This is a genomic window from Streptomyces sp. NPDC050856 (assembly GCF_040653855.1).
GTDB lineage: Bacteria > Actinomycetota > Actinomycetes > Streptomycetales > Streptomycetaceae > Streptomyces.
The window spans coordinates 43,595-65,913 of record NZ_JBFAGV010000010.1 but is presented as its reverse complement, the minus strand read 5'-3'; the positions used below and the strand labels follow the sequence as shown (position 1 = coordinate 65,913).

19 protein-coding genes are annotated in these 22,319 nt (G+C 72.9%); 14 read left to right on the top strand and 5 right to left on the bottom strand.

The window, feature by feature from the left end:
* Positions 1-133: 133 nt before the first annotated feature.
* A complete protein-coding gene (locus AB0H53_RS12115) occupies positions 134-1,492 on the bottom strand; it encodes an APC family permease (protein WP_362110325.1) in 1,359 nt (452 codons plus the stop codon).
* 84 nt (positions 1,493-1,576) lie between these two features.
* Positions 1,577-2,905, bottom strand: coding sequence for a diaminopimelate decarboxylase (locus tag AB0H53_RS12110; protein WP_362110322.1), 1,329 nt, complete (start codon positions 2,903-2,905; stop codon positions 1,577-1,579).
* Between the two features lie 140 nt (positions 2,906-3,045).
* Between AB0H53_RS12110 and hutU the strand changes: the two genes are divergently transcribed.
* The 7 genes from hutU (at position 3,046) to AB0H53_RS12075 (ending at position 11,668) form a co-directional block, all read left to right on the top strand.
* A complete protein-coding gene (hutU, locus tag AB0H53_RS12105; protein ID WP_362110319.1) occupies positions 3,046-4,710 on the top strand; it encodes a urocanate hydratase in 1,665 nt (554 codons plus the stop codon).
* Positions 4,707-5,912: an allantoate amidohydrolase gene (locus AB0H53_RS12100; protein WP_362110316.1), complete on the top strand. Its 1,206-nt coding sequence runs from the start codon at positions 4,707-4,709 to the stop codon at positions 5,910-5,912. Before hutU ends, AB0H53_RS12100 begins: the two co-directional genes overlap by 4 nt.
* Positions 5,903-7,279, top strand: a complete 1,377-nt coding sequence (locus AB0H53_RS12095) for a formimidoylglutamate deiminase (protein WP_362110313.1) — start codon at positions 5,903-5,905, stop codon at positions 7,277-7,279. The genes AB0H53_RS12100 and AB0H53_RS12095 overlap by 10 nt, the downstream gene beginning before the upstream one ends.
* A gap of 26 nt (positions 7,280-7,305) precedes the next feature.
* Complete coding sequence (gene hutI / locus AB0H53_RS12090; RefSeq protein WP_362110653.1) at positions 7,306-8,553, top strand: imidazolonepropionase; 1,248 nt, start codon at positions 7,306-7,308, stop codon at positions 8,551-8,553.
* 185 nt (positions 8,554-8,738) lie between these two features.
* Positions 8,739-9,191, top strand: coding sequence for a hypothetical protein (locus AB0H53_RS12085; protein WP_362110310.1), 453 nt, complete (start codon positions 8,739-8,741; stop codon positions 9,189-9,191).
* 93 nt (positions 9,192-9,284) lie between these two features.
* Positions 9,285-10,883 carry an ABC-F family ATP-binding cassette domain-containing protein gene (locus AB0H53_RS12080; RefSeq protein ID WP_362110307.1) on the top strand — a complete coding sequence of 533 codons (1,599 nt, stop codon included), beginning with the start codon at positions 9,285-9,287 and terminating at the stop codon, positions 10,881-10,883.
* Positions 10,884-10,972: 89 nt separating this feature from the next.
* Positions 10,973-11,668 carry an aspartate/glutamate racemase family protein gene (locus AB0H53_RS12075; RefSeq protein WP_362110304.1) on the top strand — a complete coding sequence of 232 codons (696 nt, stop codon included), beginning with the start codon at positions 10,973-10,975 and terminating at the stop codon, positions 11,666-11,668.
* Between the two features lie 342 nt (positions 11,669-12,010).
* Here AB0H53_RS12075 and AB0H53_RS12070 read toward each other — a convergent pair whose 3' ends face one another.
* On the bottom strand, positions 12,011-12,949 hold the full coding sequence (locus AB0H53_RS12070; protein WP_362110301.1) for an RNA polymerase sigma factor SigF: 939 nt from the start codon (positions 12,947-12,949) through the stop codon (positions 12,011-12,013).
* Between the two features lie 228 nt (positions 12,950-13,177).
* On the opposite strand from AB0H53_RS12070, the gene AB0H53_RS12065 reads away from it, so the two are divergent.
* Together AB0H53_RS12065 and AB0H53_RS12060 are read left to right on the top strand one after the other, a co-directional pair.
* Entirely contained in the window at positions 13,178-13,546 is a 369-nt protein-coding gene (locus AB0H53_RS12065; RefSeq protein ID WP_362110298.1) for an STAS domain-containing protein, read from the top strand.
* A 202-nt stretch (positions 13,547-13,748) separates the two neighbouring features.
* Positions 13,749-14,294 (top strand): ATP-binding protein, encoded by a 546-nt coding sequence (locus tag AB0H53_RS12060; RefSeq protein ID WP_362110295.1) that lies wholly within the window; start codon positions 13,749-13,751, stop codon positions 14,292-14,294.
* 266 nt (positions 14,295-14,560) lie between these two features.
* Here the strand turns inward: AB0H53_RS12060 and AB0H53_RS12055 are convergent, their stop codons facing one another.
* A complete protein-coding gene (locus AB0H53_RS12055) occupies positions 14,561-16,060 on the bottom strand; it encodes an oligopeptide:H+ symporter (protein WP_362110292.1) in 1,500 nt (499 codons plus the stop codon).
* Positions 16,061-16,541: 481 nt separating this feature from the next.
* Here AB0H53_RS12055 and AB0H53_RS12050 point away from each other — a divergent pair, with 481 nt between their 5' ends.
* Both AB0H53_RS12050 and AB0H53_RS12045 read left to right on the top strand, forming a co-directional pair.
* Positions 16,542-17,219, top strand: coding sequence for a response regulator transcription factor (locus AB0H53_RS12050; RefSeq protein ID WP_362110289.1), 678 nt, complete (start codon positions 16,542-16,544; stop codon positions 17,217-17,219).
* 9 nt (positions 17,220-17,228) lie between these two features.
* Positions 17,229-18,509, top strand: a complete 1,281-nt coding sequence (locus AB0H53_RS12045; protein WP_362110286.1) for an ATP-binding protein — start codon at positions 17,229-17,231, stop codon at positions 18,507-18,509.
* Positions 18,510-18,597: 88 nt separating this feature from the next.
* Here the strand turns inward: AB0H53_RS12045 and AB0H53_RS12040 are convergent, their stop codons facing one another.
* Positions 18,598-19,113 (bottom strand): GtrA family protein, encoded by a 516-nt coding sequence (locus AB0H53_RS12040; RefSeq protein ID WP_362110283.1) that lies wholly within the window; start codon positions 19,111-19,113, stop codon positions 18,598-18,600.
* 137 nt (positions 19,114-19,250) lie between these two features.
* Here AB0H53_RS12040 and AB0H53_RS12035 point away from each other — a divergent pair, with 137 nt between their 5' ends.
* From AB0H53_RS12035 to AB0H53_RS12025, 3 genes are read left to right on the top strand one after another with little or no spacing between them, the layout of a single operon-like run.
* Positions 19,251-20,390 (top strand): 5-(carboxyamino)imidazole ribonucleotide synthase, encoded by a 1,140-nt coding sequence (locus AB0H53_RS12035; protein WP_362110280.1) that lies wholly within the window; start codon positions 19,251-19,253, stop codon positions 20,388-20,390.
* A 28-nt stretch (positions 20,391-20,418) separates the two neighbouring features.
* Positions 20,419-20,916, top strand: coding sequence for a 5-(carboxyamino)imidazole ribonucleotide mutase (gene purE / locus AB0H53_RS12030; RefSeq protein ID WP_362110651.1), 498 nt, complete (start codon positions 20,419-20,421; stop codon positions 20,914-20,916).
* Positions 20,913-22,112 carry a dipeptidase gene (locus AB0H53_RS12025; RefSeq protein WP_362110277.1) on the top strand — a complete coding sequence of 400 codons (1,200 nt, stop codon included), beginning with the start codon at positions 20,913-20,915 and terminating at the stop codon, positions 22,110-22,112. The genes purE and AB0H53_RS12025 overlap by 4 nt, the downstream gene beginning before the upstream one ends.
* Positions 22,113-22,319: the final 207 nt, after the last annotated feature.

The window sequence follows — 22,319 nt, the reverse complement described above, 5'->3', positions numbered from 1 at the left end:
CCTCCCAGTTCCCCGTTGCGCAGGATGCTGCTGTGACGACGAGACTACGCAACGTTCGCTCGCCCGGGGGGACTTCTGGCATTTTCCGGCGGAACATGCGCGGGGGCCGATAGGGTCGGCCCCCCGCGGTGGGCTACCCCTCGCCCCGCGCCCGCAGCACCGCCTTGTTGACCCCCCACAGGCCGATGCCGATCACCAGTAGCACCCCGGCCCGGACGTAGACGTCCGCCTCGCGGTCGGCGAGCGGGCTGGCCAGGAGCAGGGCGGTGAGCGCCCCCAGGACCGGCAGCGCCGTCGGCGTACGGAAATGGGCGTGCTCCACCCGGTCGCGGCGCAGCACCAGCACGGCGATGTTGACCACCGCGAAGACGCAGAGCAGCAGGAACGCCGTGGTGTCGCCCAGCCCTTCGATCCCTCCGGTGGTCACCAGCCCGACCGCCAGCAGCGACACGAACACGATGCCCACGACCGGGGTGCGGCGCCGGGGCAGGACCCGGCCCATGGCGCGCGGCAGGATCCGCTCGTTGGCCATGCCGTAGCAGAGCCGTGAGGCCATCATGATGTTGATCAGCGCCGAGTTGGTGACCGCGAACAGGGCGATCAGCGCGAACAGCCGGGGCGGGAAGTCCAGCCCGCCAGCCTTGACGACCTCCAGCAGCGGGCCGCTGGACCTCTCCAGGGTGCGGTGGTCGACCAGGAACGAGGACACCAGCGCCACCAGCACGTAGATGGTGCCGGTGACCGCGACGCCGGTGAAGATGGCCCGGGGGAAGGTGCGGACCGGGTCGTGGGTCTCCTCGGCCATGTTGACGGAGTCCTCGAACCCGACGAAGGCGAAGAAGCCCAGCGCGGTGGCGCCCAGGACGCTGGTGAGCAGGGCGTACGCGGTGCCGCCGGTCGCCTCGAACTCGCCCAGCCGCCCGGCGTCCCCGCCGCCGCCGAACACCGCCCACGCGCCGATCACCAGGATGACCAGCAGGCCGGTCAGCTCGACCAGGGTGAGGACCACGTTGGTCCTCACGGACTCCGACACGCCCCGCAGGGCGAGCGCCGCCAGGGCGAGGAGGAACAGGACCGCGATCAGCGTGGGCGGCACCGCGTCGGTGAACTCGGCGAGGTAGTCACCGCTGAACGCGCGGGCCGCGGCGCTCGCCGACGACAGGCCCGAGCACATCACCATGAAGGCGACGATGAAGGTCAGGAACGGGACGTTGAACGCCTTCTGGGTGTAGAGGGCCGCGCCGGCCGCCCTCGGGTACTTCCCGACCAGTTCGACGTACGACGCCGCCGTCAGCAGCGCGACGGCGAAACCGATCACGAACGGCAGCCACAGCGCACCGCCGACCTTCCCCGCCACCTTGCCGGTGGTCGCGTAGACGCCGGTGCCCAGGATGTCGCCGATGACGAAGAGGACCAGCAGCCTGGGCCCGATGGCCCGCTTGAGACCGGGCCCGGCCGGCTCGTGGGACGTGGGCTCGGTGGACGTGGTCACGGGAACCTCCCCCGGGGATCCGTTGCGTGGGACGAGGGGCTGACAGGGAGTCACTGCCCGGTGGGGGGCGCGGTGATGCCGCGGTCAGCCGTCGAGCAGTGCCTCCGGGTGACAACCGCCCGCCTCGGCGACGATGTCCTCGACCCGCTGCGGCGGGCGTACGGTCGCGAACCGCACCGGACCGCCCGGCCCGCCGGTGAAGCCGTACACGCCCGGCCGGGTGAGCGAGTTGTACGCGTAGTGGTGCGCGAAGTAGTACGCCCCGGTGTCCAGCGCGGCCACGATGTCACCCGGTTCGAGCGCCGGCAGGGGGCGCGCCACGGCCAGCAGGTCGCCGGCGAAGCAGGCGGGCCCCGCCACGTCCTGGTCGACGGCCGGACCGGCCTTGGGCCGCCCCAGCCCGTCGTACGCGGCGATGCGCAGCGGCCACGAGGCGGGGTCGTAGACGGTGCGGGTGGCCACCTGGACACCGGCGTGGGTGACGGCGATGGGCCGGGAGCCCGAGGTCTTGGTGTACTCGACCCGGGCCAGCACCGTGCCGTGCTTGGCCAGCAGCGACCGGCCGAACTCGGTGACCAGGGCATAGCTCCCGTCGAACAGCCCGGGCACCTCGGCCGCCAGCAGGCGGGCGTACTCGGCGTACGTCGGGGTCTCCTCGTCGGAGGCGAAGTTCACCGGCAGTCCGCCACCGATGTCGAGGGTGTCGACCTGACGGCGGCCGGCCGCCGCGTTGATCTCCTCGGCCAGGCCGTGGACCTCCCTGACGGCGGTGGCCATCAGCGGCAGCGGTACGCCCTGCGAGCCGGTGTGGGTGTGCAGCCGGGTCAGCCAGGGGCGCTCCAGGAAGGCCCGTACGACCCGGTCGCGGGCACCGGGGTCCCGCAGGGCCACACCGAACTTGGAGGTGGCGGTGGCGGTGGACAGGGCGTCGATGGCACCGCCGCCCACTTGCGGGTTGACCCGCAGGCCGATGGGGGAGGCGGTGGAGGAGACGGGTACCAGGGCGTCGAGCCGGGCCAGCTCCTGCGGGTTGTCGGCGTTGACGGCGATGTCCAGGGCCAGCGCCCGGCGCAGCTCGGCCCGGGTCTTGGCGGGGGAGTCCAGCACGATCCGGTCCGCCGTGACCCCGGCCGCGCGGGCCAGGGCCAGCTCGCCGGGGCTGGCGACCTCGGCGCCGAGCCCCTCCTCGTACAGCAGGCGCAGCACCGGGACGAGAGGGCACGCCTTGACGGCGAAGGCGTGCAGCACGGGCGCGTCGGTCAGCTCGGCGAAGGCGGCCCGCAGGGCGGCGGCGGAGGCGCGGACGCCATCGATGTCCAGGAGGGCGGCGACGGGCCGGTCCTCGGTGAGCAGACCGTGCTCGACTGCTGCCCGTACGGCTCGGTCACGTGGTGCGCGGCGGTCTGGGGCCATGTGCCCCAGCCAATCACCCGGCGCGGTGCCGCACAGCCGTTGACTACATCTATTCATCCAGTCAAGATGTGAATAACTCAATCTGCAACGCGGACTCCGGCAACGCGGACTCCGCGGCCGGTATCCGAGGAGGCACCCCCATGTCAGGACCCCGCCCCGTACGGGCCCCGCGCGGTACGGAACTCAGCGCCCTGGGGTGGCAGCAGGAGGCCGCGCTGCGGATGCTGCAGAACAACCTCGACCCCGAGGTCGCCGAGCACCCCGACAAGCTGGTCGTCTACGGCGGCACCGGCAAGGCCGCCCGCGACTGGCGCTCCTTCGACGCCATGGTCCGCACCCTGCGCACGCTCAAGCAGGACGAGACCATGCTGGTCCAGTCCGGCCGCCCGGTGGGCGTCATGCAGACCCACGAGTGGGCGCCGCGCGTCCTGATCGCCAACTCCAACCTGGTCGGCGACTGGGCCAACTGGGAGGAGTTCCGCCGCCTGGAGGCGCTGGGCCTGACCATGTACGGCCAGATGACGGCCGGCTCGTGGATCTACATCGGCACCCAGGGCATCCTCCAGGGCACCTACGAGACCTTCGCCGCCGTCGCCGCGAAGAAGTTCGGCGGCACCCTGGCCGGGACGATCACCCTGACCGCCGGCCTCGGCGGCATGGGCGGCGCCCAGCCCCTGGCCGTCACCATGAACGACGGCGTCGCGATCTGCGTCGACTGCGACCCGCGCGCCATCGAGCGCCGCATCGAGCACCGGTACCTCGACGTGCGCGCGGACTCGCTGGAACACGCCCTCCAGCTCGCCGTCGAGGCCCGCGACGCCCGCCGCCCGCTCTCCATCGGGCTGCTGGGCAACGCCGCCGAGCTGCTGCCGCGCATGCTCGCCGAGGGCGCCCCCGTCGACATCGTCACCGACCAGACCAGCGCCCACGACCCGCTCTCCTACCTGCCGCTCGGTGTCGACTTCGACGACATGGCCACCTACGCCGCCGAGAAGCCCGCCGACTTCACCCGGCGCGCCCGCGAGTCGATGGCCCGCCACGTCGAGGCCATGGTCGGCTTCATGGACGCCGGAGCCGAGGTCTTCGACTACGGCAACTCCATCCGGGGTGAGGCGCAACTGGCCGGCTACGACCGGGCCTTCGCCTTCCCCGGCTTCGTGCCCGCCTACATCCGCCCGCTGTTCTGCGAGGGCAAGGGCCCCTTCCGGTGGGCCGCCCTGTCCGGCGAGGCCTCCGACATCCACAAGACCGACCGGGCGATGCTCGACCTGTTCCCCGAGAACGAGTCGCTGGCCCGCTGGATCAGGATGGCCGGGGAACGCGTCCACTTCCAGGGCCTGCCCGCCCGCATCTGCTGGCTCGGGTACGGGGAGCGCGACCGCGCCGGCGAGCGCTTCAACGACATGGTCGCCTCCGGTGAACTGGCCGCCCCGCTCGCCATCGGCCGTGACCACCTCGACTGCGGCTCGGTGGCCTCCCCCTACCGCGAGACCGAAGCCATGCTGGACGGCTCCGACGCCATCGCCGACTGGCCGCTGCTCAACGCCATGGTGAACGTGGCCTCCGGTGCCTCCTGGGTCTCCATCCACCACGGCGGCGGCGTCGGCATGGGCCGCTCCCTGCACGCCGGCCAGGTGACCGTCGCCGACGGCACCAAGCTGGGCGGCGAGAAGATCCGCCGCGTCCTGACCAACGACCCGGGCATGGGCGTCATCCGGCACGTCGACGCCGGCTACGACATCGCCGAGCGGGTCGCCGACGACCAGGACGTCCGCGTCCCGATGCGCGAAGGTGACCCGGCATGACCTTCCACGAGATGTGGGCCCAGCTCGCGCCGATCGGCCGCCACCCGGGCTCGGGCGGCTACCGCCGCTACGCCTGGACCGGCGCCGACGCCGACTGCCGGACCTGGTTCCAGGAGCAGGCCGAGGCACGCGGGCTCAGCTACGAGACGGACCGCAACGGCAACCAGTGGGCCTGGCTCGGCGACCCGCTCGGCGAGGGCGCCGTCGTCACCGGCTCCCACCTGGACTCCGTCCCCGACGGAGGTGCCTTCGACGGCCCGCTCGGGGTGGTCTCCTCCTTCGCGGCCCTGGACGAACTGCGTGCCAGGGGCGTGGAGCCGCGCCGCCCGGTCGCCGTCACCAACTTCGGCGACGAGGAGGGCGCCCGGTTCGGCCTGGCCTGCGTCGGCTCCCGCCTCACCGCCGGCCGGCTCACCAAGCGGGACGCCCACGAGCTGCGCGACGGCGACGGGATCACCCTGCCGCGGGCCATGGAGGCGGCCGGGTACGACCCGGACGCCATCGGCCCCGACCCCGAGCGGCTCGCCCGCATCGGCGCCTTCGTGGAACTCCACGTGGAGCAGGGCCGGGCGCTGGACCTGACCGGCGACGCGGTCGGCATCGCCTCCGCCATCTGGCCGCACGGCCGCTGGCGGTACGACTTCCACGGCGAGGCCAACCACGCCGGCACCACCCGCCTGGTGGACCGGCGCGACCCGATGCTGACGTACGCCGAGACGGTCCTGACCGCCCGCCGGGAGGCGGAACTGGCGGGCGCGGTGGCCACCTTCGGCAAGGTGTCCGTCGAGCCCAACGGCGTCAACGCCATCCCCTCGCTGGTACGGGGCTGGCTGGACTCCCGCGCCGCCGACCAGGCCACCCTGGACGCGGTGACCGCCGCCATCGAGACGGCCGCCCGGGAGCGCGCCGAGCGGGACGGCGTCGACCTCACCGTCGTACGGGAGTCCTTCACCCCGGTCGTGGAGTTCGAACACGCCCTCCGTGACGAGCTCGGCAAGATCCTGGGCGGTGGCGTGCCGGTCCTGGGCACCGGCGCCGGACACGACGCGGGCATCCTCTCCGCCTCCGTCCCCACGGCCATGCTCTTCGTCCGCAACCCGACGGGCGTCTCGCACTCCCCGGCCGAGTTCGCCGCCGAGGACGACTGCGTGGCGGGCGTCCACGCGCTGGCCGACGTCCTGGAGGGCCTGGCATGCGGCTGACGTACTGGGCCGAACACGCCTGGCTCGGCACGAACGCCGGACCGGGCACGAACGCCGGGCCCGGTGCCGGACCGGGCGTCCAGCCGGGCGTCGCCCTGGACGTGGTGGACGGGCGCATCGCGGCGGTGACGACCGGTGTCGCCGGCCCGCCGCCGGGCGCGGTCGTCCTGCGCGGCCTCACCCTCCCGGGCCTGGCCAACGCCCACAGCCATGCCTTCCACCGGGCCCTGCGCGGCACGGTCCAGGTCGGCTCCGGCACCTTCTGGACGTGGCGCGAGGTGATGTACGAGGTCTCGCACAACCTCACCCCCGACAGCTACTTCGCCCTGGCCCGCGCGGTGTACGCCGAGATGGCCCTGGCCGGCGTCACCGCCGTGGGCGAGTTCCACTACCTGCACCACGCGCCCGGCGGCACCCGCTACGCCGACCCCAACGCCATGGGCCGGGCCCTGATCGCGGCGGCCGGCGAGGCGGGCATCCGGATCACGCTGCTGGACACCGCCTACCTCTCCTCCGGCTTCGGCGAGCCGCCCAACCGCCACCAGCTGCGCTTCTCCGACGGCACGGCGGACGCCTGGGCCGAGCGCGCCGCGCTGCTCCGGGACGGCGAGCACGCACGGATCGGCGCGGCGATCCACTCGGTGCGCGCCGTCCCGGCCGACCAGCTCGCCACGGTCGCCCAGTGGGCCGCCGAGCGCGACGCCCCGCTGCACGTCCACCTCTCCGAGCAGACGGCCGAGAACGACGCCTGCCTGGCCGCCCACGGCCGCACCCCCGCCCGGCTGCTCGCCGACCACGGCGTCCTGGGGCCGCGCACCACGGGCGTCCACAACACCCACCTCACCGGCGAGGACATCGCCCTGCTCGGCGGCGCCTCCACCGGAACCTGCATGTGCCCCACCACGGAACGGGACCTGGCCGACGGCATCGGCCCGGCCGTGGCCCTCCAGCGGGCCGGCAGCCCGCTGTCGCTGGGCAGCGACAGCCACGCGGTCATCGACCTCCTGGAGGAGGCGCGGGCCATGGAACTGGACGAGCGGCTGCGCACCCGCACCCGGGGCCACTGGACGGCCGCCGCGCTGCTGCGCGCCGCGACCGCCGACGGACACGCGGCCCTGGGCCGCCCCGACGCCGGCCGCCTGGAGGCCGGCGCGCTCGCCGACTTCACGACGATCGCGCTGGACACCGTCAGGACAGCGGGGCCACCACCGCGTCTGGCAGCTGAGACAGCGGTATTCGCCGCGTCGGCAGCGGACGTGCGGCACACGGTCGTGGGCGGCCGTCACGTCGTACGGGACGCGGTCCACACCCTGGTCCCCGACGTCCCCCGAGCCCTGGCGGACTCGATCGCCGCGCTGCACGGCTGAAGGAGCCATCTCGCATCATGAACAGCATGAACAGCGGCCCCGAGCACACGAACAACCCCCCGGCGACCACCGCCCCCGCGACGGCGAACAGCACCGTCGCGGCGGCGGCCACCGTCATCACCAACATCGCCAGGCTGGTCACCAACGACCCCTCCCTCGGTGACGGATCCCCCCTCGGCCTGATCCAGGACGCGGCCGTCGTCATCGACGGCGACCGCATCGCCTGGGTCGGTGAAACCAGCAAAGCACCCGCCACTGACAACCGGTTCGACGCCGCCGGCCGGGCCGCCGTCCCCGGCTTCGTCGACTCCCACTCCCACCTGGTCTTCGCGGGTGACCGCACCGCCGAGTTCAACGCCCGTATGTCCGGCCGGGCCTACCGGGCCGGCGGCATCCGCACCACCGTCGCCGCGACCCGGGCGGCCACAGACGAGGCCCTGGAGGCCAACCTCACCCGCTATCTGCGCGAGGCGCTGCGCCAGGGCACCACCACCTTCGAGACCAAGTCCGGCTACGGCCTCACCGTCCAGGACGAGGCCCGCGCGCTGCGCATCGCCGCCGCCCACACCGACGAGGTGACCTATCTCGGCGCGCACATCGTGTCCCCGGACTACGCCGACGACCCGGCCGGGTACGTCGAGCTGGTCACCGGCCCGATGCTGGAGGCCTGCGCCCCCTACGCCCGCTGGATCGACGTCTTCTGCGAGAAGGGCGCCTTCGACGGCGACCAGGCCCGCGCGATCCTCACGGCGGGCGCCGCGCGCGGCCTGCACCCGCGGATCCACGCCAACCAGCTCTCCCACGGCCCCGGAGTGCAGCTCGCGGTCGAGCTCGACGCGGCGTCCGCCGACCACTGCACGCACCTGACCGACGCCGACGTCGACGCCCTGGCGAGCGGGAACACCGTGGCCACCCTGCTGCCCGGCGCGGAGTTCTCCACCCGCGCCCAGTGGCCGGACGCCCGCCGCCTGCTGGACGCGGGCGCCACGGTGGCGCTGTCCACCGACTGCAACCCGGGCTCGTCGTTCACCTCGTCCATGCCGTTCTGCGTGGCACTCGCGGTGCGGGACATGGGGATGACGCCCGACGAGGCGGTCTGGTCGGCCACCGCGGGCGGCGCGGCGGCCCTGCGCCGCACCGACATCGGCCGCGTCACCCCCGGTGCCCGCGCCGACCTGGCCCTGCTCGACGCCCCCTCCCACGTCCACCTCGCCTACCGCCCGGGCGTGCCCCTGGTGGCGCAGGTCTGGCGGCGCGGTGAACGGGTGCGCTGAGCCGGGAGCCGCCGGGAGCGGGTCCGGTCCTCGGGCGGGGCGCGCTCCGAGGACGCGTCCGGAGCTTCCCCTCCCTCGGCCGACCGGCCTCTCGTAACGTGGCGAGCGCGAGCGCGAGTGCCGGCGCGAGCACGAGTGGGGCGTGGAACAACGCCCCCTGGCAGCGGAGAAGGCGGAGAAGCCCGGTGACGGAAGTGACGTACGTGCGGTTCCAGGGGACCACCCGCGGCCCGGGCGGCCACTTCCCCGGCGTCTTCGCCCTGGCCAACCGCCTCGCCCGGGAAGGGCGGCTGAGCCCCGAGCAGCACCGCTTCTGGCGGGCGGGCAACGACTGGTACGACGCCACCTACCCCAACCCGTCCGACACCGACCCGTCCGTCTACGACCAGGTCCTGAACCCCGGGGCCGTCGCCTGGTTCAAGAGCACCGCCGTCCACCTCATCGACCGCGTGGACGGTTACCTGCGGCTGCTGGAGGCGCATGGCGTGGAGTGCGCGCGCGTCGAGTCGGCGGACCCCGGCAGGATCGTCTACGAGGACGAGGTGCAGGTCGTCGCCGTACCGCGGCCACGGCCCGGCGCCGTCACGGCCACCGCCGCCGCCGAAAACCAAGTGCGGCGCTCCGGCCCGGCTCGTTAACCTGCGCCCATGTCGACGCCCCGGATCTCCTAGCTCAGGACACACGCTTCCACGCCACCCGTGTGTCCTCCCGCTTCTCCGGAGCGTCATCCCATGATCACCGTTAGTGCCGCCGACGTGCGCGTCGGCGCCCGGCTGCTGCTGGCCGGCATCTCCTTCCACATCGCCCCCGGCGACCGGGTCGGCCTGGTCGGCCGCAACGGGGCCGGCAAGTCCACCCTGATGAGGATCCTCGCCGGGTACGACCGGCCGGCCGCCGGCCAGGTCCGGCGCACCGGCTCCGTCGGCCACCTCGCCCAGGACCCCCGGGCCGCCGACCCGGCCATCACCGTCACCGACCGCATCCTCTCCGCCCGGGGCCTCGACCGGGCAGTACGGGAGCTGAGGGCCGCCGAGACCGCCATGGCCGGGGCCGCCGGGGCCGGCCTGGAACGGGCACTGGCCCGTTACGCCCGGGCCGAGGCCGACTTCCAGGCCCGGGGCGGGTACGCCGCCGAGGCCGAGGTGGCGCGGGTCGCCGCCGGGCTGGGGCTGCCCGGCCGGGTCCTCGACCAGCCGGTCGGCGAACTGTCCGGCGGGCAGCGCCGCCGCGTCGAGCTGGCCCGCGTCCTGTTCGCCGGACACGACACGCTGCTGCTCGACGAACCGACCAACCACCTGGACGCCGACTCGGTCGGCTGGCTGCGCGGCTTCCTGGCCGCACACCGGGGCGGACTGGTCCTGATCAGCCACGACACCGGGCTCCTCGACGCCACCGTCAACCGGGTCTTCCACCTCGACCCGCACCGCGCCGCCCTCGACGTGCACAACACCGGCTGGCGGGCCTACCTCGCCCAGCGCGCCGCCGACGACCGGCGCCGCGCCCGCGAGCGGGCCGCCGCCGAGCGCAAGGCGGCCGCCCTGCGCACTCAGGCCGACCGGATGCGCGCCCATGTCGCCACCGCCACCGCGGCCCGCAACATGGCCCGTCGGGCCGACCGGATGCTGGCGGAGCTGGACCCGGTACGGCGCACCGAGAAGGTGGCCAGGATCCGCCTGCCGGAACCGGCCCCCTGCGGCCGGACACCGCTCGGCGCGGTCGGTCTGACCAAGGCGTACGGGTCCCACCGGGTGCTCACCGGCGTTGACCTCGCGGTCGACCGGGGCAGCCGTCTGGTGGTCCTCGGCCTCAACGGCGCGGGCAAGAGCACCCTGCTCAAACTGCTGGCCGGCCGGGAACGTCCCGACGCGGGGCGGGTGGCGCGCGGGCCCGGGCTGCGGCTGGGCTACTTCGACCAGGAGCACGGCACGCTCGACCGCGCCCGCACCGTACGGGAGAACCTGGCCGTCGCGGCGCCGCACCTGACGGACGGTGAGGTGCGCCGGGTGCTGGGGGCGTTCCTGTTCGGCGGCGAGGACGCGGACAAACCGGCCGGGGTGCTCTCCGGTGGTGAGCGGACCCGCCTGGCCCTGGCCGGCCTGGTCCACTCCGGGGCGAACGTGCTGCTGCTGGACGAGCCCACCAACAACCTCGATCCGGCGTCGCGCGACGAGGTGCTGGCGGCGGTGGACGCCTATCCGGGCGCCGTCGTGATGGTCACCCATGACGAGGGCGCCGTCGCGGCGCTGCGCCCGGAGCGCGTCCTGCTGCTGCCGGACGGCGAGGAGGACCTGTGGAACGAGGAGTACGGGGAACTGATCGCCCTCGCCTGACGCGGGCCGGCCCCGCACCCGGACCGGCCCCGCTCCCGGCCCCCCGCCCGGGTGCGGGCCGGGGACCGGCCGCATGGCAGCCTGGGCCGATGAAGACCATCGGCCTGATCGGCGGCATGAGCTGGGAATCCAGCGCCCTGTACTACCGGCTCCTCAACGAGCTCGTACGCGAGCGGCTCGGCGGGCTGCACTCGGCCCGCTGCCTCCTGCACTCCGTCGACTTCGCCGACATCGAAAGGCTCCAGGCCACCGGTGAGTGGGAGCAGGCCGGCGAGGTCCTCGCCGAGGCGGCGCGAGGGCTCTCCGCCGCCGGGGCCGACCTGCTGCTGATCTGTACCAACACCATGCACAAGGTCGCCGACCAGGTGCAGGCCGCGGTGCCGGTGCCGCTGCTGCACCTGGCCGACGCGACCGCCGACGCCGTGCGCGCGGCGGGGCTGCGGACCGTCGGGCTGCTCGGCACCGCCTTCACCATGGAGCAGGACTTCTACCGGGACCGGCTCGCCGCCCGGCACGGGGTCACCGTGCTGACGCCCGACGCGGCCGGGCGGGCCGAGGTGCACCGCGTCATCTACGAGGAGCTGTGCCGCGGTGTCGTCCGGGACTCCTCCCGCGCGGCCTGCCGGCGGATCATCGACCAACTGGCCGCCGACGGCGCCGAGGGCGTCGTGCTGGGCTGCACCGAGATCGAGCTGCTGATCCAGCCGGAGCACAGCCCCGTGCCGGTCTTCCCCACCACCCGGCTGCACGCCGAGGCGGCCGTCACAGCGGCGCTGTCCCGCTGACCCACGGCGGCGCAGTCCCACGGAACCCGGGCGCTGGCCCGCCGCCAGGACGGCGAAGAGGACGCCAGGACGGCGAAGAGGACGGCGCCGTCGACGGGTGCCACCGGCACCCGGCCACCGGGCGGCACCAGCGGCACGCCGCCGGGTGCCGCCCGAGCCGGCCCGGTGGCACGTACCGGCACTCCCCGGCCGACGGGGCCGCGCGCCAGCCCTTCCGCAGCGGCGTACGCCATGTGACCGCCCCTGAGCGCCGGGCTGGGGGCGGTCCGGGCCGCACCGGGCCGTCGACGGGGCCCGTTCCGCGCCGGAACGGGCCCCTTCGGGAAGGCGGGGGAGCCGGGCCTACTCCTCCAGGGTCAGGCCCTTGCGGAGCTTGCCCAGGGTGCGGGAGAGCAGCCGGGACACGTGCATCTGGGAGATGTTGAGCTCCTCGCCGATCTCGGACTGGGTCAGCCCGGCGACGAAGCGCAGCGACAGGATCTTGCGGTCGCGCGCGGGCAGCGAGGCGATCAGCGGCTTCAGGGACTCGATGTACTCGATGCCCTCCAGCCCGTGGTCCTCGTAGCCGATGCGGTCGGCCAGCGCGCCCTCGCTGTCGTCCTCGTCGGGCTGGGCGTCGAGCGAGCTCGCGGTGTACGCGTTGCTCGCCGTCATGCCCTCGACGACCTCCTCCTTGGTGATGCCGAGCCGCTCGGCGAGCTCGGCCACCGTCGGGGACCGGTCGAGCTGCTGGGCCAGTTCGTCACCGGCCTTGGCGAGGTCCAGGCGGAGCTCCTGGAGGCGGCGGGGCACCCGCACCGACCAGGAGGTGTCGCGGAAGAAGCGCTTGATCTCCCCCACGATGGTTGGCATCGCGAATGTGGGGAACTCGACCCCTCGGCTGAGTTCGAAGCGGTCGATGGCCTTGATGAGACCGATGGTGCCGACCTGGATGATGTCCTCCATCGGCTCGCTTCGGGAGCGGAACCGGGAGGCGGCGAACTTGACCAGGGCGAGGTTGAGCTCGACCAGGGTGTTGCGGACGTACGCGTGCTCGTGCGTGCCCTCCTCAAGGGCTTCGAGCCGCGTGAAGAGCGTCTTGGACAGGGCCCGTGCGTCGAGCGCTCCCACCTCGTCGTACGGCGGGATCTCAAGGGATTCGAGTGCGACGGGCCGACCGGCCTGGTCGGCCGGGTCCGTCTGATCCGTCCGCTCCGTCGGATCGAACTCGAGGGGCACAGTTGCCGACGCCGCGTCCTGGGTACGCGTCTCGTCGAGCCGGGGTGACATGGTCTCCTCCATCGTTCTCGGCATATGGCCGCCGATGCCTCAAACACGTGAGCTGCGGTGTGCGGCGCCTCCGAAGCCGGCCGTGGTCGTCGTTGTCCTACTAGCCCTACCCGCTCTCCCGGGATCGTTGCAAGTGTCAATTGTTCCATAGGTCCGATTTAAGACGGAGTCCGACTACCGGCCGTCGGGCAGAAGGCGTAATGTTCTACCGACTCAACGGCATCGGCGAAGAGGGGCGGCATGGACCGCGGGACGGTCGGCAGTGCTAATCAGGGCCGACTCAAGGTCGGGGTCCGCACGGAGGGCCGGAGTGAGGTGGTCACTCCGGCGGGTGAGCTCGATCACCACACCGCGGAACTGTTGCGCGAGCCCTTGGACGCCGCGCTCGACCGCGGCTGCGCGCGACTGGTGATCGACTGCTCCCAGCTCGCCTTCTGTGACTCCACCGGGCTCAATGTGCTGCTCGGCGCACGGCTGAGGGCCGAGGCGGCGGGCGGAGGGGTCCATCTGGCAGGCATGCAGCCCGTGGTGGCCCGGGTCTTCGAGATCACCGGCGCGGAAGCGGTCTTCACCGTGCACGCGTCGGTGGAAGAGGCGCTCGCCGGCTGAGCGGCGTCGCCGGGCCCCTTGCCGGGGGCCGCCGCCCGCGCCACGCGCCGGGCGGACAAAGCGGGTGTCGTCCCGGTAGGGCCGGGCAGAAGAACCCCGCGGCACTGTATGGAGAGCCGGGAAGCGGGATCCCCCACTCTCTGTATCGATGTAATGGCGAATTGGTGAACGTGAACTGGTGAATCGGTGAGGTGAAGCGCTGATGGGCACCACCCAGCAGCATCCGCCGAGCGACCTCGGCCCCGAGTCGGGCGGGTCCGGCGTCGTCGGCGGTGGCTCCGTGTATGCCGCGCCACCGCCCACCGCGCCGGAGGCGTCGTCGAACACGGACGGGGGACGGCCAGGGATGCGCAGGCTCGCACTGGGCAGCGCCAGCGGGGTCGTCCCGCTCGCCCGCGACTTCACCCGCCAGGCCCTGTACGACTGGGGCTGGATGCCCGCCCCCACGGCCGACCGCCGCGCCGCCGCCGAGGACGTCCTGCTGGTCGTCTCCGAGCTGGTCACCAACGCCTGCCTGCACGCCGAGGGACCCGAGGAACTGCGCGTCTCACTGGACGCCAAGGTGCTGCGCCTGGAGGTCGAGGACCGGGGTCCGGGCCAGCCCGCCCCGCGCACCCCGCACCGAGCCGGACGCCCCGGCGGCCACGGCATGTTCATCGTCCAGCGCCTCTGTCTGGACTGGGGGGTCGTCCGTTCCCCCGACCGGCCGGGCAAGACGGTCTGGGCGGAGCTCGCCGCGCCCGCGTAGGCACCCGGGCGCCTGGGCGCCCGAAACCGTACACGCAGCACGCCGCGTCATGCTCACGGCGTGCTCTTCGTCGTTCCCTCGCCGCCGCCGCCTCCCGCTCCCGGCGTGCCCCGCCTCCCGGCGGGTCCCGGCGGCGCCGAGCGCCGTCCCGGGCGCCTCGGGCCGGCCAGGGGCACCACGCCCGTGGAGGCGGGCCGGTACGGCGAAGGCCGCCGCGCCGGCCGGGAGCCGGGGCGGCGGCCTTCACCACCGTACGGAGCGGGTGCTCAGTGCACACCGCCCATCAGCGGCTGCACCTTCTTGCGGTACATGTAGATCGCGACACCGGCGATCATGGCCAGCGCGCCCTGGCTGGCGAACCACCACTCGGTGTCGGTCGGCGCGCCCAGCAGCTGGAGCAGGGCGATGACCGAGTCGCCGGCGGTGACGGCCAGGAACCAGACGCCCATCATCTGCGACGCGTACTTGACCGGGGCCAGCTTCGTCGTCAGCGACAGGCCGACCGGGGAGAGCGTGAGCTCACCGACGGTCTGGATCAGGTAGACCGAGCACAGCCACAGCGGGGTGACCTGGACGCCACCGGCGGAGGCGGTCTGGGCCAGCATCATCACGAAGAACGAGGCGCCGATCAGCACCAGGCCCATCGTGAACTTCACCAGGGTGCTCGGCTCCTTGGAGCGGCGGGCCAGCGCCACCCACAGCCAGGCGAAGACCGGGGCCAGCGCCATGACGTAGAGCGGGTTCAGCGACTGGAACCAGCTGGCCGGGAACTCGAATCCGAACAGCGAGCCCGCGGTGTTGTTCTCGGCGAACAGGCTCAGCGTCGAGCCGGTCTGGTCGTAGATGCCCCAGAAGGCGGCGGCGGCCACGAAGAACCAGACGTACGCGGACATCCGCGAGCGCTCGACCGGCGCCAGGTCGGTGTCGCGCTTGATGCGCAGCAGGTACCAGGCGGGCAGGACCAGACCCAGGATGGTCAGCGGCCACAGCACCCAGTCGATGCTCAGCTTGCCGGTCACACCCACGACGCCGTACGCGACGGCCGCCACGGCCAGCCAGATCAGGGCCTTCTTGACGATGCCGGCGCGCTCGGCGTCCGACAGCGGGGCGGGCACCTGGCTGGACTCCGGCGCCAGGTTGCGGAAGCCCATGAAGAAGAAGGCCAGGCCCAGGGCCATGCCGACACCGGCCATGGCGAAGCCGTAGTGCCAGTTGATCTTCTGACCCACGTAACCGATGGTCAGCGGGGCGACGAAGGCACCGAGGTTGATGCCCATGTAGAAGATCGTGAAGCCACCGTCGCGGCGTGGGTCGTTCTTGTCCCGGTAGAGGTGGCCCACCATCGTGGAGATGTTGGCCTTGAGCAGACCGGAACCGGCGGCGATGAAGGCCAGACCGATGAAGAAGGAGATCTCCATCGGCAGGGCCAGCATGAAGTGGCCGATCATGATGATCGTGCCGGAGATCGCCACGGTCTTCCGGGCACCCCACACGCGGTCGCCGAACCAGCCGCCCGGCAGGGCGAGCAGGTAGACCATCGCGTTGTAGACGGAGTAGATGGCGACGGCGGTTGCCGTGTCGAAGCCGAGACCACCCTTGGCCACGGAGGCCGACAGGTAGAGCACGAGCAGGGCCCGCATGCCGTAGAAGCTGTAGCGCTCCCACATCTCGGTCATGAAGAGGTTGGCCAGGCCGCGGGGGTGGCCGAGGAAGGTCTTCTCGGTACCAGGGGTACTGGCCGAGTCCTTCGTCAGGCTGGACGCCATGGTCGATCCTTGTTTGCTCGGGACGCGCTGCTTCGTGAGCGGTCACGCGCCCGGTGGGGTGGCCGGCACCGGCGCGGGGTCCGGCCGACCCTCACGCCCACGAGGGTTCGCCCCCGTACTGGCGTACGGAGGCGAGGAACGGATCGCACCGGGATCCACGCCCCGGAGCGCGAGGTCGCGCGATGGGGCCCGGCCCAGGTCATTCACTGGTCAAGGCTGGCAGAGCCGGCCCCGCGCAGAAAAGAGACCCTCGGCGCTGAAATCAGGCCAAAGGTCCCCAGTAATGCATCAGGCGTCTCGCCACCATACGACACGACAGTGTGGCATATGGAAGGACTTGAGATATGGATCACATGCCCCACTGGAACCACGCGCCCCCGTTCCGCCGTGTCCGCCAGGATGTCGCCCTGTCCCACGGCCGCCTGACGGCCGGTCGGCGATCGCCCGGCGGCCGTCCGCCGGCGCGGACTACCATCACTGCATGACCCGTGTACTGCTCGCCGAGGACGACGCATCCATCTCGGAACCGCTGGCCCGCGCCCTGCGGCGGGAGGGTTACGAGGTCGAGGTGCGCGAGGACGGACCCACCGCGCTCGACACCGGACTCCAGGGCGGCGTGGACATGGTCGTACTGGACCTCGGGCTCCCCGGCATGGACGGGCTGGAAGTGGCCCGTCGGCTGCGGGCCGACGGGCACACGGTGCCGATCCTGGTGCTCACCGCCCGCGCCGACGAGGTGGACACCGTGGTCGGCCTGGACGCCGGCGCCGACGACTACGTCACCAAGCCGTTCCGGCTGGCCGAGTTGCTCGCCCGGGTACGGGCGCTGCTGCGGCGCGGTGCCAGCGAGCCGGCCCCCGCCCCCGCCACCCACGGCGTGCGCATCGACGTGGAGTCGCACCGCGCCTGGATGGGCGAGGAGGAGCTGCAGCTCACCGCGAAGGAGTTCGACCTGCTGCGGGTCCTGGTCCGGGACGCCGGCCGGGTCGTCACCCGCGACCAGCTGATGCGCGAGGTCTGGGACACCACCTGGTGGTCGTCCACCAAGACCCTGGACATGCACATCTCCTGGCTGCGCAAGAAGCTCGGTGACGACGCCGCCAACCCCCGCTACATCGCCACCGTCCGGGGCGTGGGCTTCCGCTTCGAGAAGAGCTAGGTTCCGCCCGTGCGCCGTCGGCTGATCAGCTCCACGCTCGCCGTGGTGCTCGTCGTCATCGCTGTCTTCGGGGTCTCCCTGGTCATCGTGGAGACCCGCACCATCAGCAGCAGCGCCCAGGAGAGCGTGGACTCCGAGGCGGTGCGCCTGATCAGCATCGTGGAGAGCCGGCTGGTCGGCGGCGAGCCGGTCAACCCGGACATCCTGGCCGAGCAGAGCGGCGCCAAGCGGTACGCGCTGATCGAGATCCCCGGCCGTGCCCCCATCGAGATCGGCGAGCGGCCCCGAGGCAGCGTCATCCGCGGTACCGCCCCCGGTGAGCGGGGCGAGAAGGTGACCGTCGAGGAGTCCCGCTCCACCGTCACCCGCGAGGTCGGCCGCACCTTGTTGATCATCGGCGCCGTGGCGCTGCTCGCCGTGGTGGCCGCCGTCCTGCTGGCCGTACGGCAGGCCAACAGGCTGGCGTCCCCGCTCACCGACCTCGCCGAGACCGCCGAGCGGCTGGGCTCCGGCGATCCCCGGCCGCGCCACAAGCGGTACGGGGTGCCGGAGCTGGACCGGGTCGCGGACGTCCTGGACGCCTCCGCCGAGCGGATCGCCCGGATGCTCACCGCCGAGCGGCGCCTGGCCGCCGACGCCTCGCACCAGCTCCGTACGCCCCTGACGGCGCTGTCCATGCGGCTGGAGGAGATCTCCGTCACCGACGAGCCGGGGACGGTCAAGGAGGAGGCGCACATCGCCCTCACCCAGGTCGAGCGGCTCACCGACGTGGTGGAGCGGCTGCTGACGAACTCCCGGGACCCCCGGACCGGTTCCGCGATCGCCTTCGACCTGGACGAGGTCGTCAAGCAGCAGATCGAGGAGTGGCGGCCGGCCTACCGCAGCGCGGGCCGGGCGATCGTGCGCTCCGGCAAGGTCGGCATGCGGGCCGTCGGCACCCCCGGCGCGGTCGCCCAGGTGCTGGCGGCGCTGATCGAGAACTCGCTCATGCACGGCGGCGGCACGGTCGCCCTGCGCACCCGCGTCACCGGCAACCAGGCCGTGGTGGAGGTCACCGACGAGGGCCCGGGCGTCCCGGCCGACCTGGGGGCGCGGATCTTCGAGCGGACCATCAGCGGGCGCAACTCCACCGGGATCGGCCTGGCCGTCGCCCGCGACCTGGCGGAGGCGGACGGCGGGCGCCTGGAGCTGCTCCAGCAGCAGCCGCCGGTCTTCGCGCTGTTCCTGAGCCGGGAGGTCCCGGGCCGCGACGACGGACCGGCCGCCGAAGAGCCGAAGACCGTCCGCTGACCGCCGCCCACCGACCGTGTCCGCCGCCCGTACGCCGCCCACTGACCGTGTCCCCCGGCCGCCGGTGCCGGCCGGGGGCCGCGCGAGGCTAGCGGCGGCCGGCCGGCTCGGTGGGCCGGTGCCGGCGCTGCTCCAGGATGGCCTCCGCCGCCACCGCCGGCGTCGCACCGACCGGCAGCGCGCGGAACACCCAGGTGCGGTACGACCAGAAGCGGAACAGCGTCGCCACCGCGATGCCGGAGAACTTGAAGAAGTTGCTCTCCAGGGGGCTGTCCCAGCCGAAGCCGTACGTCGCGGTGTAGAGCACGCCGTTCTCGATGACCAGCCCGACCAGGCTGAACAGCAGGAAGAGGGTCAGTTCCCTGGTGCGGCCGCTCTTGTCCCGGTCCCGGTAGGTGAAGTACCGGAAGCCCACGTAGTTGAAGACGATCGCGACCACGGTGGCCAGCAGGCTCGCCCGTACGACGGGGATGTCGGTGGTGTGGCGCACCAGGTTGAACACGGCCATGTTGACCAACAGGCCCAGACCGCCGATCAGACCGAACTTGGCGACCTCCCGGAGGAGCAGGTCCAGCCGCACGCGCAGTGAGCCTCGTTCACTCATGGTGATTCCTCAGCCCCGTCCGGTCGGTTCGGTCAACCAAACCATGCTAACCACCCCTCGCGGGTGACGCTCGGGAGTGGCCGCACCTCACCCCGGAGGGGTGCCGGGCCCGCACCGGCGCCGGATACCCTGAGAGGGTGACGTTTCCGGTAGTCGGCATGGTCGGCGGCGGTCAGCTCGCCCGTATGACCCACGAGGCGGGCATCCCCCTCGGCATCAGATTCAAGCTCCTCAGTGACACCCCGCAGGACTCCGCGGCCCAGGTGGTGAGCGATGTCGTCATCGGCGACTACCGCGACCTGGGCACGCTGCGTGACTTCGCGCGGGGGTGCGACGTGATCACCTTCGATCACGAGCACGTACCCACCGAGCACCTCAGGGCCCTGGAGGCGGAAGGCATTCCCGTCCGCCCGGGGCCCGACGCGTTGGTGCACGCCCAGGACAAGGGCGTGATGCGCGCGAAGCTCACCGCGATCGGCGCGCCGTGCCCCCGGCACCGCATCGTGACCGACCCGGCCGACGTGGCCGCCTTCGCCGAGGAGGCCGGGGGCTTCCCCGTCATCCTCAAGACGGTCCGCGGCGGGTACGACGGCAAGGGCGTGTGGGTCGTCCGGTCGCCGGAGGAGGCCCGTGACCCGTTCCTGGCCGGCGTGCCGGTCCTCGCCGAGGAGAAGGTGGACTTCGTCCGCGAGCTGGCGGCGAACATCGTCCGCTCCCCGCACGGCCAGGCCGTGGCCTATCCGGTGGTGGAGTCCCAGCAGGTCGACGGCGTGTGCGACACGGTGATCGCCCCCGCGCCCGGCCTGTCGGACGAGCTCGCCGGGCAGGCCCAGGAGCTGGCTCTGAACATCGCCCGGGAGCTGGACGTCGTCGGCCACCTCGCCGTCGAGCTGTTCGAGACGCGCGACGGCCGCATCCTCGTCAACGAGCTCGCCATGCGCCCGCACAACTCCGGGCACTGGAGCCAGGACGGCGCCGTCACCTCGCAGTTCGCCAACCATGTGCGCGCCGTGCTGGACCTGCCGCTCGGCGACCCGCGCCCCAGGGCGAAGTGGACGGTCATGTGCAACGTGCTGGGCGGCGACTACCCGGACATGTACCAGGCCTACCTGCACTGCATGGCCCGTGACCCCCAGCTCAAGATCCACATGTACGGCAAGGACGTGAAGCCCGGCCGCAAGGTGGGGCACGTCAACACCTACGGCGACGACCTGGACGACGTGCTGGAGCGCGCCCGTCACGCCGCCGGCTATCTGCGAGGAACGATCGTTGAGTAATCCCCTCTCGCCGCTCGTGGGCATCGTCATGGGCTCGGACTCGGACTGGCCGGTCATGGAGGCCGCCGCGCAGGCCCTCGACGAGTTCGAGATCCCGTACGAGGTCGACGTCGTCTCCGCGCACCGCATGCCGCGCGAAATGATCACCTACGGCGAGCAGGCCGCCGGCCGGGGCCTGAAGGCCGTCATCGCCGGCGCGGGCGGCGCCGCCCACCTGCCCGGCATGCTCGCCTCCGTCACCCCGCTGCCGGTGATCGGCGTGCCCGTCCCGCTGAAGTACCTGGACGGCATGGACTCCCTGCTGTCCATCGTCCAGATGCCGGCCGGCGTGCCGGTCGCCACCGTCTCGGTGGCCGGCGCGCGCAACGCCGGCCTGCTGGCCGCCCGCATCCTGGCCACCGCGGACGAGGAGCTGCGCAACCGGATGACGGAGTTCCAGCAGGAGCTGAACGACCAGGCGACGGAGAAGGGCAAGCGGCTGCGCACGAAGGTCGACGGCTCGGCCTCGTTCGGTTTCGCCAGGTGACGGCCGCCGACCGGCTGGCCGAGGCCCGCGCGCTGCTCGCCGAACACCCCGTGGTGGACGGCCACAACGACCTGCCCTGGGGTCTGCGCCAGCACGCCCGGTACGACCTGGACCGCCTCGACATCGCGGCGGACCAGACCGGCCGCCTCCACACCGACATCCCCCGGCTGCGGGCCGGCGGGGTCGGCGCCCAGTTCTGGTCGGTGTACGTCCGCAGCGACATGGCGGGCGACGACGCGGTCAGCGCGACGCTGGAGCAGATCGACTGCGTCGACCAGCTCCTCGCCCGCTACCCGCGGGACCTGGCGCCCGCGCTCACCGCCGACGACATGGAGGCGGCGCGGGCCTCGGGCCGCATCGCGTCCCTGAAGGGCGCCGAGGGCGGCCACTCCATCAACAACTCGCTGGCCACCCTGCGCGCCCTGTACGCCCTGGGCGTGCGCTACATGACGCTCACCCACAACGACAACGTGCCGTGGGCCGACTCGGCGACGGACGAGCCGGGCGTGGGCGGCCTGTCCGCCTTCGGCCGCGAAGTGGTCCGCGAGATGAACCGTCTCGGCATGCTGGTCGACCTCTCGCACGTGGCGGCCAGCACGATGCGCGACGCCCTCGCCACGTCCGAGGCGCCGGTGATCTTCTCCCACTCCTCCGCCCGGGCGGTTTGCGACCACCCGCGCAACGTCCCCGACGACGTCCTCGCCCTGCTCCCGGCCAACGGCGGCGTCGCCATGGCCACGTTCGTACCGAAGTTCATCCTCCCGGCGGCGGTGGAGTGGACCCGGCGGGCCGACGAGAACATGCGGGCGCACGGCTTCCACCCCCTGGACACCACCCCGGAGGCCATGCGGGTCCACCAGGCGTTCGAAGCCTCCCGCCCGCGCCCGGTGGCGACCGCCGCCACGGTGGCGGACCACCTCGACCACATGCGGGAGGTCGCCGGCATCGCCCACATCGGCATCGGCGGCGACTTCGACGGCACGGCCTTCACCCCGTCCGGCCTGGACGACGTGGCGGGCTACCCGAACCTGATCGCGGAGCTGCTGTCCCGGGGCTGGTCGCGCTCCGACATCGCCCGGCTCACCTGGCACAACCCGGTCCGCGCCCTGCGCGACGCCGAAGCGGTGTCCCGCTCCCTCCACTCCCGTCCGGTACCCAACGCGACCCTGGCCTCCCTGGACGCCCCGGCCTCCTGAGCGCCGCCGGCCCGGCCGGGCTGAGCCCGGTGCGCCCGTGCGCCCGTGCGTGCCCGTGCGCCGGTACGCCGGTGTGGCCGAGGACAGCGGCCGGCGGACGGCATCCCGCGGCCCCGCGGGATGCGTCCGCCGGGAGCGCCCACCCGCCGCGCGGAGCGCCCGCCCGCGTCGCTGGGCCCCGCCCGCCCGGCCGGCCGGGAGTCACCC

Bases quoted from the DNA above. Each gene is read 5' to 3' on its own strand.
- AB0H53_RS12095 (WP_362110313.1), top strand. From the start codon at position 5,903: ATGCGGCTGACGTACTGGGCCGAACACGCCTGGCTCGGCACGAACGCC.
- AB0H53_RS12060 (WP_362110295.1), top strand. From the start codon at position 13,749: ATGGGCACCACCCAGCAGCATCCGCCGAGCGACCTCGGCCCCGAGTCG.
- purE (WP_362110651.1), top strand. From the start codon at position 20,419: ATGGGCTCGGACTCGGACTGGCCGGTCATGGAGGCCGCCGCGCAGGCC.
- AB0H53_RS12070 (WP_362110301.1), bottom strand. From the start codon at position 12,949: ATGGAGGAGACCATGTCACCCCGGCTCGACGAGACGCGTACCCAGGAC.
- AB0H53_RS12100 (WP_362110316.1), top strand. From the start codon at position 4,707: ATGACCTTCCACGAGATGTGGGCCCAGCTCGCGCCGATCGGCCGCCAC.
- AB0H53_RS12050 (WP_362110289.1), top strand. From the start codon at position 16,542: ATGACCCGTGTACTGCTCGCCGAGGACGACGCATCCATCTCGGAACCG.
- AB0H53_RS12075 (WP_362110304.1), top strand. From the start codon at position 10,973: ATGAAGACCATCGGCCTGATCGGCGGCATGAGCTGGGAATCCAGCGCC.
- AB0H53_RS12110 (WP_362110322.1), bottom strand. From the start codon at position 2,905: ATGGCCCCAGACCGCCGCGCACCACGTGACCGAGCCGTACGGGCAGCA.
- AB0H53_RS12080 (WP_362110307.1), top strand. From the start codon at position 9,285: ATGATCACCGTTAGTGCCGCCGACGTGCGCGTCGGCGCCCGGCTGCTG.
- AB0H53_RS12055 (WP_362110292.1), bottom strand. From the start codon at position 16,060: ATGGCGTCCAGCCTGACGAAGGACTCGGCCAGTACCCCTGGTACCGAG.
- hutI (WP_362110653.1), top strand. From the start codon at position 7,306: ATGAACAGCGGCCCCGAGCACACGAACAACCCCCCGGCGACCACCGCC.
- hutU (WP_362110319.1), top strand. From the start codon at position 3,046: ATGTCAGGACCCCGCCCCGTACGGGCCCCGCGCGGTACGGAACTCAGC.
- AB0H53_RS12040 (WP_362110283.1), bottom strand. From the start codon at position 19,113: ATGAGTGAACGAGGCTCACTGCGCGTGCGGCTGGACCTGCTCCTCCGG.
- AB0H53_RS12065 (WP_362110298.1), top strand. From the start codon at position 13,178: ATGGACCGCGGGACGGTCGGCAGTGCTAATCAGGGCCGACTCAAGGTC.